Annotated in this window: 8 protein-coding genes, 4 tRNA genes and 1 rRNA gene; 3 read left to right on the top strand and 10 right to left on the bottom strand. The window is 69.7% G+C overall.

Annotation, left to right across the window (positions count from 1 at the left end):
* Window positions 1-66 precede the first annotated feature (66 nt).
* From V3T34_RS07720 to V3T34_RS07685, 8 genes are all read right to left on the bottom strand, one after another.
* Complete coding sequence (locus tag V3T34_RS07720; RefSeq protein WP_305076558.1) at window positions 67-246, bottom strand: hypothetical protein; 180 nt, start codon at window positions 244-246, stop codon at window positions 67-69.
* A gap of 366 nt (window positions 247-612) precedes the next feature.
* Window positions 613-689: transfer RNA gene (locus V3T34_RS07715), tRNA-Arg, on the bottom strand.
* 77 nt (window positions 690-766) lie between these two features.
* Window positions 767-843 (bottom strand) — tRNA-Arg (locus V3T34_RS07710).
* A 77-nt stretch (window positions 844-920) separates the two neighbouring features.
* Window positions 921-997 (bottom strand) — tRNA-Arg (locus V3T34_RS07705).
* A gap of 272 nt (window positions 998-1,269) precedes the next feature.
* Window positions 1,270-3,585 carry a xanthine dehydrogenase family protein molybdopterin-binding subunit gene (locus V3T34_RS07700; protein ID WP_060850216.1) on the bottom strand — a complete coding sequence of 772 codons (2,316 nt, stop codon included), beginning with the start codon at window positions 3,583-3,585 and terminating at the stop codon, window positions 1,270-1,272.
* Between the two features lie 378 nt (window positions 3,586-3,963).
* The gene (locus V3T34_RS07695; protein ID WP_060850217.1) at window positions 3,964-5,697 is read right to left on the bottom strand and encodes a response regulator; all 1,734 of its coding nucleotides are present in this window, start codon (window positions 5,695-5,697) and stop codon (window positions 3,964-3,966) included.
* Entirely contained in the window at window positions 5,690-6,151 is a 462-nt protein-coding gene (locus V3T34_RS07690; protein ID WP_091754986.1) for a response regulator, read from the bottom strand. Before V3T34_RS07690 ends, V3T34_RS07695 begins: the two co-directional genes overlap by 8 nt.
* A gap of 9 nt (window positions 6,152-6,160) precedes the next feature.
* The gene (locus V3T34_RS07685) at window positions 6,161-8,416 is read right to left on the bottom strand and encodes an ATP-binding protein (protein WP_305079702.1); all 2,256 of its coding nucleotides are present in this window, start codon (window positions 8,414-8,416) and stop codon (window positions 6,161-6,163) included.
* 309 nt (window positions 8,417-8,725) lie between these two features.
* Between V3T34_RS07685 and V3T34_RS07680 the strand changes: the two genes are divergently transcribed.
* The 3 genes from V3T34_RS07680 to V3T34_RS07670 all read left to right on the top strand — a co-directional run bounded on the left by V3T34_RS07680 (window position 8,726) and on the right by V3T34_RS07670 (window position 12,628).
* Entirely contained in the window at window positions 8,726-9,919 is a 1,194-nt protein-coding gene (locus tag V3T34_RS07680; RefSeq protein WP_305079701.1) for a CaiB/BaiF CoA transferase family protein, read from the top strand.
* On the top strand, window positions 9,916-10,836 hold the full coding sequence (locus V3T34_RS07675; protein ID WP_305079700.1) for a hydroxymethylglutaryl-CoA lyase: 921 nt from the start codon (window positions 9,916-9,918) through the stop codon (window positions 10,834-10,836). Before V3T34_RS07680 ends, V3T34_RS07675 begins: the two co-directional genes overlap by 4 nt.
* 169 nt (window positions 10,837-11,005) lie before the next feature.
* Window positions 11,006-12,628 carry a flavin-containing monooxygenase gene (locus V3T34_RS07670; protein WP_305079699.1) on the top strand — a complete coding sequence of 541 codons (1,623 nt, stop codon included), beginning with the start codon at window positions 11,006-11,008 and terminating at the stop codon, window positions 12,626-12,628.
* Window positions 12,629-12,691: 63 nt separating this feature from the next.
* Here the strand turns inward: V3T34_RS07670 and V3T34_RS07665 are convergent.
* Together V3T34_RS07665 and rrf are read right to left on the bottom strand one after the other, a co-directional pair.
* Window positions 12,692-12,768, bottom strand: a tRNA-Met gene (locus V3T34_RS07665).
* A gap of 44 nt (window positions 12,769-12,812) precedes the next feature.
* Window positions 12,813-12,924 (bottom strand): 5S ribosomal RNA (rrf, locus tag V3T34_RS07660); the annotation flags it as partial.

Raw genomic sequence — 12,924 nt, 5'->3', positions numbered from 1 at the left:
TGCTCTAGCAACCGGCATTCGATGATGGTGGGATTTTTCGTCGAAATTTTTGACCCAGTTACACTTTCACGCGATCTTCTCTTCGCCATGCAGAGAAAATGCAAATCCGTTGAAAGTTGGCGCGTCGACCCGGCAATCGATGGCATCGACGCTATCGATCTTCGCGGGATCGGGGTCTGTCACCTGCGACCGTGCAGCGACCGGAGCGAGAAAGATCCAGTCTGAGACAAGGGCGAATACCTTCATGACGACAGCAATTATCCTGTATATCACTGCCAGACACGTCGAAAGCCGCCGCATGATCCATCAAGGCGCGCCGAGATCCTGCACCAGGGCGGAGGAATTCACCAAGCACCGCGCCCGCGAAACGCCAGCGTCGGCTCGTCGCGCGATTTCCAGTAGATCGCTTCAGCAATACGGGAAATCGGCGTCACTCGAGCGCCGCACGGTTCGATCGTGCGAATTCCAGACGTGATCTTCCGAGATCGTATCCCACGAGGCGGGAATGCCGGACGGTGCCGCCGTGTCGAGGCAAGCCTCGGTCGCCCGACGCGCTTCAGGCGACCGGCGGTATCGGATCACGGTGCGAGGCTGGAAACTGCATACGGAATGTGGCGCGCCCGAAAGGATTCGAACCTCTGACCCCCAGATTCGTAGTCTGGTGCTCTATCCAGCTGAGCTACGGGCGCCCGATCGAAGACCTTGCCTTCGACTATGTACCGACCATGATCGCGTAACGATCGAGGTCGGGCAATCAAGTATGGAATGGCGCGCCCGAAAGGATTCGAACCTCTGACCCCCAGATTCGTAGTCTGGTGCTCTATCCAGCTGAGCTACGGGCGCCCGATCGAAGACCTTGCCTTCGACTATGTACCGACCATGATCACGCAACGATCGAGGTCGGGCAATCAAGTATGGAGTGGCGCGCCCGAAAGGATTCGAACCTCTGACCCCCAGATTCGTAGTCTGGTGCTCTATCCAGCTGAGCTACGGGCGCCTGAACGGCGGGAATTGCTCCCCGCCGGTGGAAGTGGGATCTAAGGGGTCCGCCCCGGCTTGGCAACCCCTATTTCGCCGGCGTGATGGTGCATCGGACCCTGACCGCGTCCCACCACATCCGCCGGGATATCGGCCATTTGCGGCTCGCCCGAACGCCCCATCCGCCGGAGCTCGGCCGAGCGCTGCGGCAGCCGATCACGGCCCTCCGGGAACGGCGACCGGCTCGAGAGGCCGGGCGCCGCGAAGGTCTTGCGAGACGGGTGACCGCCGTCAGGCGGCCGCCGCCTTGCGCAGGGGCTCCAGGGCCGCGAACATCCGCGCCGGGGTCGCCGGCATGTCCATGTCGCGCAGGCCCACGCTGCGGTCGAGGGCGTCGACCACCGCGTTCATCACCGCCGGGCACGAGCCGATGCTGCCCGCCTCGCCCGCGCCCTTGATGCCCATCGGATTGGTGGTCGAGGGCACGTTCTTCGTCTCGAAGTGGAAGAACGGGACATCGCCGGCCCGCGGCATGGCGTAGTCCATGAAGCTCGCGGTCAGGAGCTGGCCTTCCGCGTCGTAGACCGTGCGCTCGTGGAGCGCCTGGCCGATGCCCTGGACCACGCCGCCATGGACCTGACCGGCGAGCAGCAGCGGGTTCACCACGATGCCGAAATCGTCGCAGATCGTGTAGCGCACCACCTCGGTGATCCCGGTCTCGGGGTCGATCTCGACCTCGGCGACGTGGGTGCCGTTGGGGTAGGTCGCACTCGGAGGCACGAAGTCGCCCTGGCCGGTCAGGGTCGCCTCGCTGGCCTTCGGCAGGCTGGCGAGCGCCGCGAAGTCGATCGACTTGTCGGTGCCGGCGACCCGCACCGCGCCCTCGGCGATCTCGAGATCCTGGACGCCGGCCTCCAGCTCCTCGGAGGCGAGTTCCTTGAGCTTGCCGGCGAGGTTCTGCGACGCCGCGCCGACCGAGATGCCGCCGACGGGAATCGAGCGCGAGCCGCCGGTGCCGGCACCCGTCGCAACCTTGTCGGTGTCGCCCTGCACCACCCGGATCCGCTCCAGCGGCAGGTCGAGATGCTCGGCGGCGAACTGGGCGTAGGCGGTGGCGTGGCCCTGCCCGTTCGACTGGGTGCCGACATAGACGGTCGCGCCGCCGTCCTTGTCGAGGGTGATCTTCACGTCCTCGCCCTCGCCCCAGGCGGTGCACTCGATGTAGGTGGCGAGCCCGATGCCGCGCACCAGCCCCTTGGCCCGGGACTCTGCGGCGCGGGCCTCAAAGCCGTTCCAGTCCGCCGCCTCGACGGCGCGGCCCATATGGGCGGCGAAGTCGCCGGTGTCGTAGGTGCGGTCGCCGATCGGCGTGGTGTAGGGCATCGCGCTCGGCGGGATGAAGTTGCGCCGGCGGATCTCGGCCGGCGAGATCCCGGTCTCCCGTGCCGCCCGGTCGACCAGGCGCTCGATCAGGTAGGCCGCCTCCGGCCGCCCGGCGCCGCGATAGGCGTCGACCGGCACGGTGTTGGTGTAGACGCCGCGCACCCGGACGAACACCGCCGGGGTCTTGTATACGCCGGTCAGCATCGTGGCGCCGAGATACGGGATGTAGGGCCCGTATTGCGACAGGTAGGCGCCGAGATCGCCGATGACGTCGAAGCGCATGGCGAGGAAGGTGCCGTCGGCATCGAGCGCGACCTCGCCGACCGAGAGGTTGTCGCGGCCCTGCGTGCAGGCGACGAAGTGCTCGCCGCGCTCCGACACCCACTTCACCGGCCTGTCGAGCCGGCGCGCGGCCTCGGCCGCCAGGGGATACTCGCGGTAGGTGAAGGTCTTGGTGCCGAAGCCGCCGCCGACATCGCCGGTGACGACGCGGATCTGGTCCTTCGTCACCCCGAGCACGCCCGTCAGGGTCTTGCGCAGGCCGTGCACGCCCTGGCTCGGGATGGTGAGGGTGAAGCGCTTCGCGCCCGAATCGTACTCGGCGACGACGCTGCGGGTCTCCATGTAGTTGGTGACGAGGCGCTGGTTCTCGACCTCGACCTTCACCACCTTGGCGGCCTTGGCGAAGGCGGCGTCCACCGGCGCCTTGTCGCCCATGGTCGAGTCGAACGAGACGTTGTCGGGCTGCTCGTCCCATACGGCGCTCGCGCCGCCCGCGATGGCGCCGCGGATGCCGACGACGGCCGGCCGCACCTCGTAGTCGATGCCGATCGCCTCGACGGCGTCGCGGGCCTGGATCAGCGTGTCGGCGACCACGAAGGCGACGGCGTCGCCGATATGCTTCACGCTGCCCTTGGCCAGCAGCGGGATGTTGGCGACGTGGTTCTGGCTGCCGTCGCCGTTCGGCAGCGGCGCCTGGCACTTGATGTCGCCGAGACCGGCGACGTCCTCGGCGGTGAGGACGAGGTGCACGCCGGGCATCGCCCGGGCGGCCTCGACGTCGGTGATGGTGAAGGTGGCGTGGGCGTGCGGGCTGCGCAGGAGCGCCGCATGCAGGCAGCCCGCAGGCGCGTGGTCGTCGCCGTAATTGCCTTCGCCGGTGATCAGCCGACGGTCCTCGACCCGGCGCAGCGGCTGGCCGAGGCCGAACTTGGTCACTGTCATGTGAACCTCGCGATGCGATGCTGGAACGTGAACGGAGCGCGAGCGCGGAGAGCCGGCGGACGGGCCGGCAAGGCCCGTGAACCGGGCGCGCGAAGCCGCGTGATCGGGGAAAGGCGATGACGGCAGGCGCCCGGCGCGACAGCGCGGTAGGCTGAGCAGAACGGGAGCGACGGGGCTCCGGTCACGGATCCTGCCATGCGGCGACTTTCCTCCCCCTGGACCGGCCGATCATGCGAACCGATCCTTATGGCCGGACCCTAGCACGCGAAATCCGGGGCGTCAGCGGCGCTGCCGCCGCGCCTCACCACATCGCGATCGAGGTGCGGCGATCGAATTTCATCCGGTCGTATGTCCGGCCGGTCGTCCGGCGGGGGCGCCTCAGCGCCCGGCGCCGCCGGCCACCAGCGTCAGTCGCGGGCGGCGCTCCAGGATCGACGCGACCTTGCGCTCGAGGTCCTCGCCGCGGAACGGCTTCTGCACCACCCGGTCGTCGCCGCCGACATCGACCTGCGACAAGGCGGTGTGATCGGCGTAGCCGGTGACGAACAGGATCTGGATCGCCGGCCAGCGGCTGCGGATCACGGTCGCGACCTCGACGCCGTTCATCCCCGGCATCGCGAAGTCGAGCACCGCGAGGTCGACCGCGGCGTCGGCTTCCAGCGCCTGGATCGCCGCGAGGCCCGAGCCCGCCTCGCGGACGGCGTAGCCGGCCTCGGCAAGGCGGGTCGTGGTGATGTCGCGCACCGCGCTGTCGTCGTCGACGACCAGAACCACCCGCTTGTCGCTGGCGTCGCGGGCAAGCGAGACGTCGGCGAGGGCCGGGCGCAACTCGTGCAGGGCGGCCTCACCGGCCGCCCGCGGCAGGTAGACCCGGACCGAGGTCCCCTCGCCCACCCGGGTGTCGATGCGCACGCCGCCGCCCGACTGCTTGGCGAAGCCGTAGACCTGGGCGAGCCCCAGGCCCGAGCCCTTACCGACCTCCTTGGTGGTGAAGAACGGCTCGAACACCCGCGCCAGCACCTCGGCGGGGATGCCGGTGCCGGTGTCGCTCACCGCCACCATGGCGTACTCGCCGGGATTCGGCTCCTCGACCCGGGCCGGCGGGGAGGTCAGCCGCACGTTCGCGGTCTCGATCGTCAGGCAGCCGCCCACCGCCATCGCGTCGCGGGCGTTGATGGCGAGGTTGAGGATGATGAGCTCGATCTGCGTCGCATCGACGAGGGCCGGCCAGAGGTCGGGCTGCAGCGTCATCTCGATGCGGCTGGAGCCGCCCATCGAGCTTTGCAGGAGGTCGCGCATCGAGGCGACGGTGCGGTTGAGCTGCACCGGCACCGGTTCGAGCTTCTGGCGCCGCGAGAAGGCGAGGAGCTGAGCGGTGAGCCGGGCGCCGCGCTCGGCCGCGCCCCGCATCATCTCGAGGCGCCGCCGCGAGCGGTCGTCGAAGACCGCGCGTTCGAGGAACTCGATGTTGCCGGCGATCACCGTGAGCAGGTTGTTGAAGTCGTGGGCGACGCCGCTGGTGAGCTGGCCCACCGCCTCGAGGCGCTGGGCCTGGCGCAGCGCGTCCTCGATCCGCTCGCGCTCGGCGATCTGGTGCTGGAGCGCGGTGTTGGCCTCGGCGAGCTCCCGCGTCCGCTCGGCGACGCGCTGCTCCAGGGATTCGTTGAGGTCGCGCAGCGCCTGCTCGGCCTGGCGCCGCAGGACGTGGGCGCGGGCCTCGGAGAGGGCCCGCAGGATGACCCGCGGCAGCCGGTCGAGGCGCTGCTTGGTCACGTAGTCGGTGGCGCCGTTCTTCAGCGCCTCGACCGCCACGTCCTCGCCGAGGGTGCCGGAGACGAAGACGAAGGGAATTTCCGGGCAGTGCGCCCGGGCCATGGCGAGCGCGCTCATGCCGTCGAAGGCCGGCAGCACGTAGTCGGCCAGGATGATGTCGTGGCAGCCCGCCGCCGTCGCCGCCGCGAAGGCGTCCCGGCTGATCACCCGGTCAAGGGCGACGGCGAGGTCGGCATCCTCCAGGACGGCGCCGAGCAGCTCGGCGTCGAGGTCGCTGTCCTCGAGAAGCAGGATCCGCAGGGGGGCCGCGCCGTCCTCCGGCGCCCGCGCCTCAACCACCGGAGATCCAGTCCGCCCGATGCGGCGGCGGCTCGTTGAGCACGGCCCAGAACACCCCGAGGTCCTGGATCGCCTCGAAGAACTCCTTGAAGCCGACGGGCTTCACCACGAAGGCGTTCACCCCGAGCTGGTAGGAGCGCACGAGGTCGCTCTCCTCGCGAGAGGAGGTCAGCATCACGATCGGGATCGCCCGGGTCCGGGGATCGCCCTTGACCGCCGCCAGCACCTCGAGCCCGTCGACCTTCGGCAGCTTGAGGTCGAGGAGCACCACCGCGGGGTCCTGGACCGGCCTGTCGGCATGCGGTCCCTGCCGGCGCAGGAATTCCAGCGCCTCGGCCCCGTCGCGGCAGATGACGATCTTGTTCGCCAGCTGGCTCTTCTCCAGGGCCGCCAGCGTCAGCTCGATGTCGTTGGGATTGTCCTCCACGAGGAGGATCGGCTTGAGGTCGGCCATGGATCGTCTCTAGCGGATGGGGAGCGTGAAATGGAAGGTCGCGCCCTGGCCGAGGACGCCCTCGGCCCGGACCTGTCCACCGTGACGCTCGACGATGCGGCGGACATTGGCCAGCCCGATGCCCGTACCCTCGAAATCCTCGACCCGGTGCAGGCGCTGGAACACGCCGAACAGCTTGTTGACGTAGGCCATGTCGAAGCCGACCCCGTTGTCGCGGACGTAGAACACCGCCTCGCCGTCGCGGTCCGCCTCGCGCCCGACCTCGATCACCGCCTCGGCCCGCCCGCGGGTGTACTTGACCGCGTTGGAGAGCAGGTTCTCGATCACGAGCCGCATCATCACCGGATCGGCCTGGGCGCGGCCGAGCGCGCCGACCTGCCAGCGGATCGCCCGTTCGAGGGGGATGTCGCGGATCATCCGCCGGCGCACGTCCTCGACGAGCTGGTTCATGTCGCAGGGAATGCGGTTGAGGGCGTTGCGGCCCATCTGCGAGAAGGTCAGCAGGTTGTCGACGAGGGTGCCGGCCGAGAACGCCGCCTCGATGATCGTGTCGACGTAGCGCCGCCCGCGCTCCGAGAACTTCTCGCCCTCGCGCGAGCGCAGGAGCTCGGCATAGCCGACGATGTGGCGGAACGGCGCCCTGAGGTCGTGGCTGACCGAGTAGGAGAACGCCTCCAGCTCCTTGTTCGAGCGCTGCAATTCCTCGGTGAGGGAGGCCAGTTCCTCGGCCCGGCGCAGCACGATGCCGAGTACCGCCGCGCGCAGGTCCTTGGCGGCGTCGATCTCCGGCACCGTCCAGGACAGGGAGCGGCCCTGCACCGTCTCCTTCCAGGTCTCGAAGGATTTGCGCGGGTGCAGCCGGTCGGGCCCGCCGGCCGGATCCTTGGTGGCGGCCTTCGTCGGATCGCCGCCCCAGCGCACGGTCTGGACCACCTCGGGCCGGAACCACAGCACGTAGCTCGCGTACTTCTCGGAGATCGAGATCGCGAGGAGCCCGCTCGCGGTGTCGGCGATGGTCTTGGCCGGCGGATACTCCTCCGACAGGGCGTCGGTGGCGTGGACCGCCTCGCCGGCATGCTCGGACGAGAGCCACTCGTAGACGCCCCGCACCTGCCGCTCGGAGGGCGTGCGGCCGATGAGGTGGCAGCGCTGGTCGGTGACGATCGCCGCGCCCCCGGCATCGGTGAGGGCCAGCACGTCCTCGGGGTGCCTCAGGAAGCCTTCGACGAAATTCTCCTCCTCGGCCATGAAGGCGAGCAGGCGGGCCTGGATCGCACCGAGCGCCAGGCGCTGCTCGGCGAGCGCGCCGCGCTCCTTGGCGGCGAGCTGCAGCGCGAAGGTCTGGGTGAGGATGTCGCAGGCGTTGCGGGTCTGCAGCGGGACCCGCCGCGGCCCCTTGTTGTGGCAGGAGATCAGGCCCCAGAGCGCGCCCTCGACCAGGATCGAGATCGACATCGACGCCATGGTGCCCATGTTGCGCATGTACTCGACATGGACCGGCGAGACGCTGCGCAGGACGGACTGGCTGAGATCGAGGGGTGCCCCGGTCGAGGGGGTCAGGGCCGGGACGATCGGCACCGGGTCGTAGGCGGCGTCCGGAATGATGCGCAGGCGGTTGCGGCGGTAGAGTTCGCGCGCCTGGGCCGGAATGTCGGAGGCGGGAAACCGCAGGTCGAGGTAGGAGGGCAGCACGCCGTTGCCGTCCTCGGCCACCACGGTGCCGTGCCAGTCGCGGTCGAAGCGGTAGACCAGGGCGCGGTCGAACCCGGTGAGCTGGCGGATGTCGGCGGCGAGGAGCCCGCACAGGTCCGCGACGCTCGACGCGCCGTGCAGCGCCTCGATGAAGGCGCGCAGCCGCGGATAGAGCGTGTCGAGGGTTCCGGCCGCCAGGCCCTCGCCGGCGCTCTCCTCGAATTCGAGCACCGTCAGATCGCCGGAGCGGTGGGTGGCGAGGTCGTAGGCCGTGAGGCCCGTCCCGGTCTCCAGGACGAGGGTACCGAGATATGTGGCACCGTCGCGCCCGAGCTGCGCCGTCAGGGCCTCGACGGTCGTCTCGCCCAGTTCCGGCAGCGCCTCGCGCAGGGGCAGGCCATGGACCCGGTCGGCGGGACGCCCGGGAAGGTCGGGCAAATTGGCGCTCGCCTGGACGACGCGCAGGTCCGGTCCTTCGAGCGCCAGCAGGAAACCGTGCGGCTGCAGCGTCCCGAGGATGTGGATCGGTTCCCGGTCGCAGGCCGTGAGTTCCGCCGGTTTCACAGACCGCATCGCCACCTTCACCTCATCGCACCGACGATACTGACGCTGCCGGCACCGGCACTTTACGGTAACCGGCAAGTCCCGACCAGTGCGTCGCACCGGCCCGGTGGTCGGAAGAGGGTGGCCGCCCTAGGTATGCGTCGCCTTTAACGGCATCTCAGGCGCGGCATGCCTCTCGATGCTCCCGGCCGGAACCCGGACCGGCAGGCTCCGGTGCGGCGTTCCCGCTTTGGAGGACGATCCCCGCGAGATACGGTTGGATCGCCCCGGGGTCCTGCGCCTATGACGACTGCGAACACACGACAGGGAGACGACGCCATGAGTGGTCCGCTCACGGGCATCCGCGTTCTGGAACTCGGCCAGCTCATCGCCGCGCCGTTCGCGACCCGTCTGATGGCGGAGTTCGGCGCCGAGGTGATCAAGGTCGAGGCTCCCGGCGAGGGCGATCCCCTGCGGAAGTGGCGCAAGATGCACGAGGGCACCTCGCTCTGGTGGTACCTGCAATCGCGCAACAAGAAGTCGATCGCCGTCAACCTGAAGTCCCCGGACGGCCTTGCCATCGTCAAGCAGCTCGCGCAGAGCGCCGACGTCGTGGTCGAGAATTTCCGCCCCGGCGGCCTGGAGAAGCTGGGCCTCGGCTGGGACGCGCTGTCGGCCCTGAACCCGAACCTCGTGATGGTCCGCATCTCCGGCTACGGCCAGACCGGACCCTACCGCGACCGGCCCGGGTTCGGCGCCATCGGCGAGTCGATGGGCGGCATCCGCTTCACCACCGGCGATCCGAGCACCCCGCCCGCCCGCGTCGGCGTCAGCATCGGCGACACGCTCGCCTCGCTCCACGGCGTCATCGGCGCGCTGATGGCGCTCCTGCGGGTCAAGACCGGCCAGGGCGCCGGCCAGGTCATCGACGTCTCGCTCGTCGAGAGCGTGTTCAACGTCATGGAGAGCCTGGTTCCGGAATACGACCTCCTGGGCGAGGTCCGCACCCGCACCGGTGGGGCGCTGCCGGGCATCACGCCGTCGAACACCTATCCGAGCCAGGATGGCGGCTTCGTGGTGATCGCCGGCAACAGCGACCCGATCTTCCGCCGCCTGATGAACGCGATCGGGCGTCCCGACCTCGCCGAGGACCCGAGCCTGCACGACAACGAGGGCCGCTCACGCCAAGCCGCCATGCTCGACGCCGTCCTGGCCGACTGGACCCGGGGGCGCACGGTGACGGACGCGCTCGTGGTGCTCGACGCCGCCGAGGTGCCGGCGGGCCGCATCTACTCGGTCGCCGACATCGTCGCCGACCCGCACTACAACGCCCGCGACATGATCCTGGAGGCCGACCTGCCCGGCGACACCCGGGTGAAGATGCCCGGCATCGTGCCCAAGCTCTCCGAGACCCCGGGCAGCGTGCGCTGGCAGGGCCCGGCGCTCGGCGCCCACACCGATTCGGTTCTCTCGGAGCTCGGCTTCGACGAGGCCGGCATCGCTTCCTTGCGCCAGAAGGGAGCCGTCGCGTGAGCGGGATCGTCATCCAGGAGGTCGCGACCCGCGACGGGTTCCAGATCGAGCCGGCCTTCGTGCCGACCGCGGACAAGATTCGGCTGATCGACGCGCTCTCGGCGGCGGGCTTCACCCGCATCGAGGTCTCGTCCTTCGTCTCGCCGAAGGCGGTGCCGGCGCTCGCCGACGCCGCCGAGGTCTTTTCGGGGATCGCCCGCCGGCCCGGGACGACCTACGTCGCGCTGGTGCCGAACCCGAAGGGCGCAGAGCGGGCGCTCGCGGCGCGTGCCGACGAGATCAACCTCGTCGCCTCGGTGAGCGAGACCCACAACCGCGCCAATATGGGCATGACGCCCGACGCCTCGATCCGGGGCTTTGCCGCGATCATGGAAACGGTGCGGGGACAGGTCGGCGTCAACGCCACCGCGGCGACCGCCTTCGGCTGCCCGTTCGAAGGCGTCGAGCCCGAGGACAAGGTAGTGGCGCAGGTCGAGCGCTATCTGGCGCTCGGCGTCGACGGCATCACGCTCGCCGACACGACCGGCATGGCCAACCCGCGCCAGGTCGCCCGCCTCGTCGCCCGGGTCCTGCCCCTCGTCGGGCCGGAGCGCCTGACGCTGCACTTCCACAACACCCGCGGCTGCGGCCTCGCCAACGTGCTCGCCGCCTATGAGGCCGGCGCGCGCCGGTTCGACGCGGCGCTCGGAGGCCTCGGCGGCTGCCCGTTCGCCCCGGGCGCCACCGGCAACATCTGCACCGAGGACCTGGCGAGCATGGCCGAGGAGATGGGCCTGTCGACCGGCCTCGACCTCGACGCCCTGCTCGCCCTCTCCCGCGATCTCCCCCGCCTCGTGGGTCACGACGTGCCGGGCCAGGTCGCCAAGGCCGGCCGGCCGCTCGACCTGCATCCGGCCCCGCCGCTCAGGGCGGCCTGACCGGGCCTCATGGGTGGCGCGCGTCGCGGGGACGTGGTCGCGGTTCGGCAAGCGGGTTAGCCTTGCCGGAGACGGCCCTGCGGTCACGCCATGATCGCCGGTGCCGGCAACCAGGAAACCGGGCGCCCGGCCGGGCGCGACGGCTTTCCGGCAGGGAGACGCCGACGCCATGACAGACCCCATCGAGGCCGGCCCGGTCCGTCGCTACGACGCGATCGTCGTCGGGGCCGGATTCTCCGGCCTGTACCAGCTGCACCTGCTGCGCGACCGCCTTGGCCTGTCGGTCCGGGTGCTGGAGGCGGCCGAGGGCATCGGAGGCACCTGGTACTGGAACCGCTATCCGGGCGCGCGCTGCGATTCCGAGAGCTACTACTACTCCTACTCGTTCTCCCGCGAGCTCGAGGACGAATGGGACTGGACCGAGCGCTACCCCGACCACGGCGAGATCCGCCGCTACCTCGACCACGTCGCCGACCGCTTCGACCTGCGGCGCGACATCCAGCTCGGCACCCGCGTCGCCGGCGCCGCATACGACGAGGCGGCCAATCGCTGGACGGTCACCACGGAGAGCGGCGAATGCTTCGAGGCGCAGTTCCTGATCACCGCCGTCGGCTGCCTGTCGAGCACCAACGTGCCCGAGATCCCCGGCCTCGCGCGCTTTTCGGGCGCCCAGTACCATACCGGACGCTGGCCGCATGACGGCGTCGACTTCTCGGGCAAGCGCGTCGGGCTGATCGGGACCGGCTCGACCGGCATTCAGGCCGCCCCCGTCATCGCCTCCGAGGCCGCTCATCTCACGGTCTTCCAGCGCACCGCCAACTACAGCGTGCCGGCCCGCAACGGCCCGATGGACGACGCATTCAGGACCTGGGTGCGCGAGAATTCCTCGGAGCTGCGCGCCAAGGCCCGCGCCGCGCCGAATGGGCACCCGTTCGACTTCTCTGACCGCTCGGCGCTCGCCGTCTCGCCCCAGGAACGTCAGGCGATCTACGAGGCGGCCTGGGAGCGGGGCGGCCTGCGCTTCCGCGCCGCGTTCCGGGACATCATGCTCGACCCCGACGCGAACGAGACCGCCTCGGCCTTCATCCGGGACAAGATCCGCGGCCTCGTCCATGATCCCGTGGTGGCGGAGACCCTGACGCCGCGCGACCACCTCTTCGGCACCAAGCGCCCGCCGATCGACACACACTACTTCGAGACCTTCAACCGGTCGAACGTCAAGCTCGTCGATCTGAAGGCGACGCCGATCGCCGCGATCGTGCCGGAGGGCGTGCGCACCTCGGACGCCACCTACCCTCTCGACGTGATCGTCTTCGCCACCGGCTTCGATGCCTTGACCGGTCCCCTTCTCGCGCTCGACATCCGCGGCCGCGACGGGGTCGCGCTCAAGGACGTGTGGGCGGCGGGCCCGAGGAGCTATCTCGGCCTGCAGGTGCCGGGCTTCCCGAACCTGTTCACCATGACCGGGCCGGGCAGTCCTTCGGTACTGACCAACATGCCGGTGGCGATCGAGCAGCATGCCGAGTGGATCACCGACTGCATCGGGCATCTCCGCGAGCGCGGCCTCGACCGGATCGAGGCGACGCCAGACGCGGCGGAATCCTGGGGGACGGAGGTGAACCGAGCGGCCTCCGCGACGCTGCTGCCGATGGCGAGCAGCTCGTGGTATCTCGGCGCCAACGTGCCGGGCAAGCCGCGAGTGTTCATGCCCTATGCCGGCGGCATGGCGCATTACCGCGGCCTCTGCGAACGGGTCGTCGCCGACGGCTATTCCGGCTTCGCCCTGGGCTGAGGCGCCGACCGACACACGAAAAACCCCGCCGGCGATGCCGAGCGGGGTTTTTTTCGTTTGGTTTGGTTGCGGGGACAGGATTTGAACCTGTGACCTTCAGGTTATGAGCCTGACGAGCTACCGGGCTGCTCCACCCCGCGCCAGGGTGTTTTCGCGAGGAGGGAATGTCTGACGTGCTTGGCAGGTCTGGCGGTGACCGACTCTCCCGTGTCTTGAGACACAGTACCATGGGCGCTGGGGCGGTTAACGGCCGAGTTCGAGATGGGATCGGGTTCTGATCACCCCGCTCTGACCAC

This window comes from Methylobacterium ajmalii (assembly GCF_036448855.1).
In the GTDB taxonomy this organism is placed as follows: domain Bacteria; phylum Pseudomonadota; class Alphaproteobacteria; order Rhizobiales; family Beijerinckiaceae; genus Methylobacterium; species Methylobacterium ajmalii.
This window is presented reverse-complemented; position numbering and strand designations above follow the sequence as displayed.

Coding starts and splice junctions, on each gene's coding strand:
- V3T34_RS07720 (WP_305076558.1), bottom strand. CDS start 246: ATGAAGGTATTCGCCCTTGTCTCAGACTGGATCTTTCTCGCTCCGGTC.
- V3T34_RS07685 (WP_305079702.1), bottom strand. CDS start 8,416: ATGCGGTCTGTGAAACCGGCGGAACTCACGGCCTGCGACCGGGAACCG.
- V3T34_RS07680 (WP_305079701.1), top strand. CDS start 8,726: ATGAGTGGTCCGCTCACGGGCATCCGCGTTCTGGAACTCGGCCAGCTC.
- V3T34_RS07700 (WP_060850216.1), bottom strand. CDS start 3,585: ATGACAGTGACCAAGTTCGGCCTCGGCCAGCCGCTGCGCCGGGTCGAG.
- V3T34_RS07690 (WP_091754986.1), bottom strand. CDS start 6,151: ATGGCCGACCTCAAGCCGATCCTCCTCGTGGAGGACAATCCCAACGAC.
- V3T34_RS07670 (WP_305079699.1), top strand. CDS start 11,006: ATGACAGACCCCATCGAGGCCGGCCCGGTCCGTCGCTACGACGCGATC.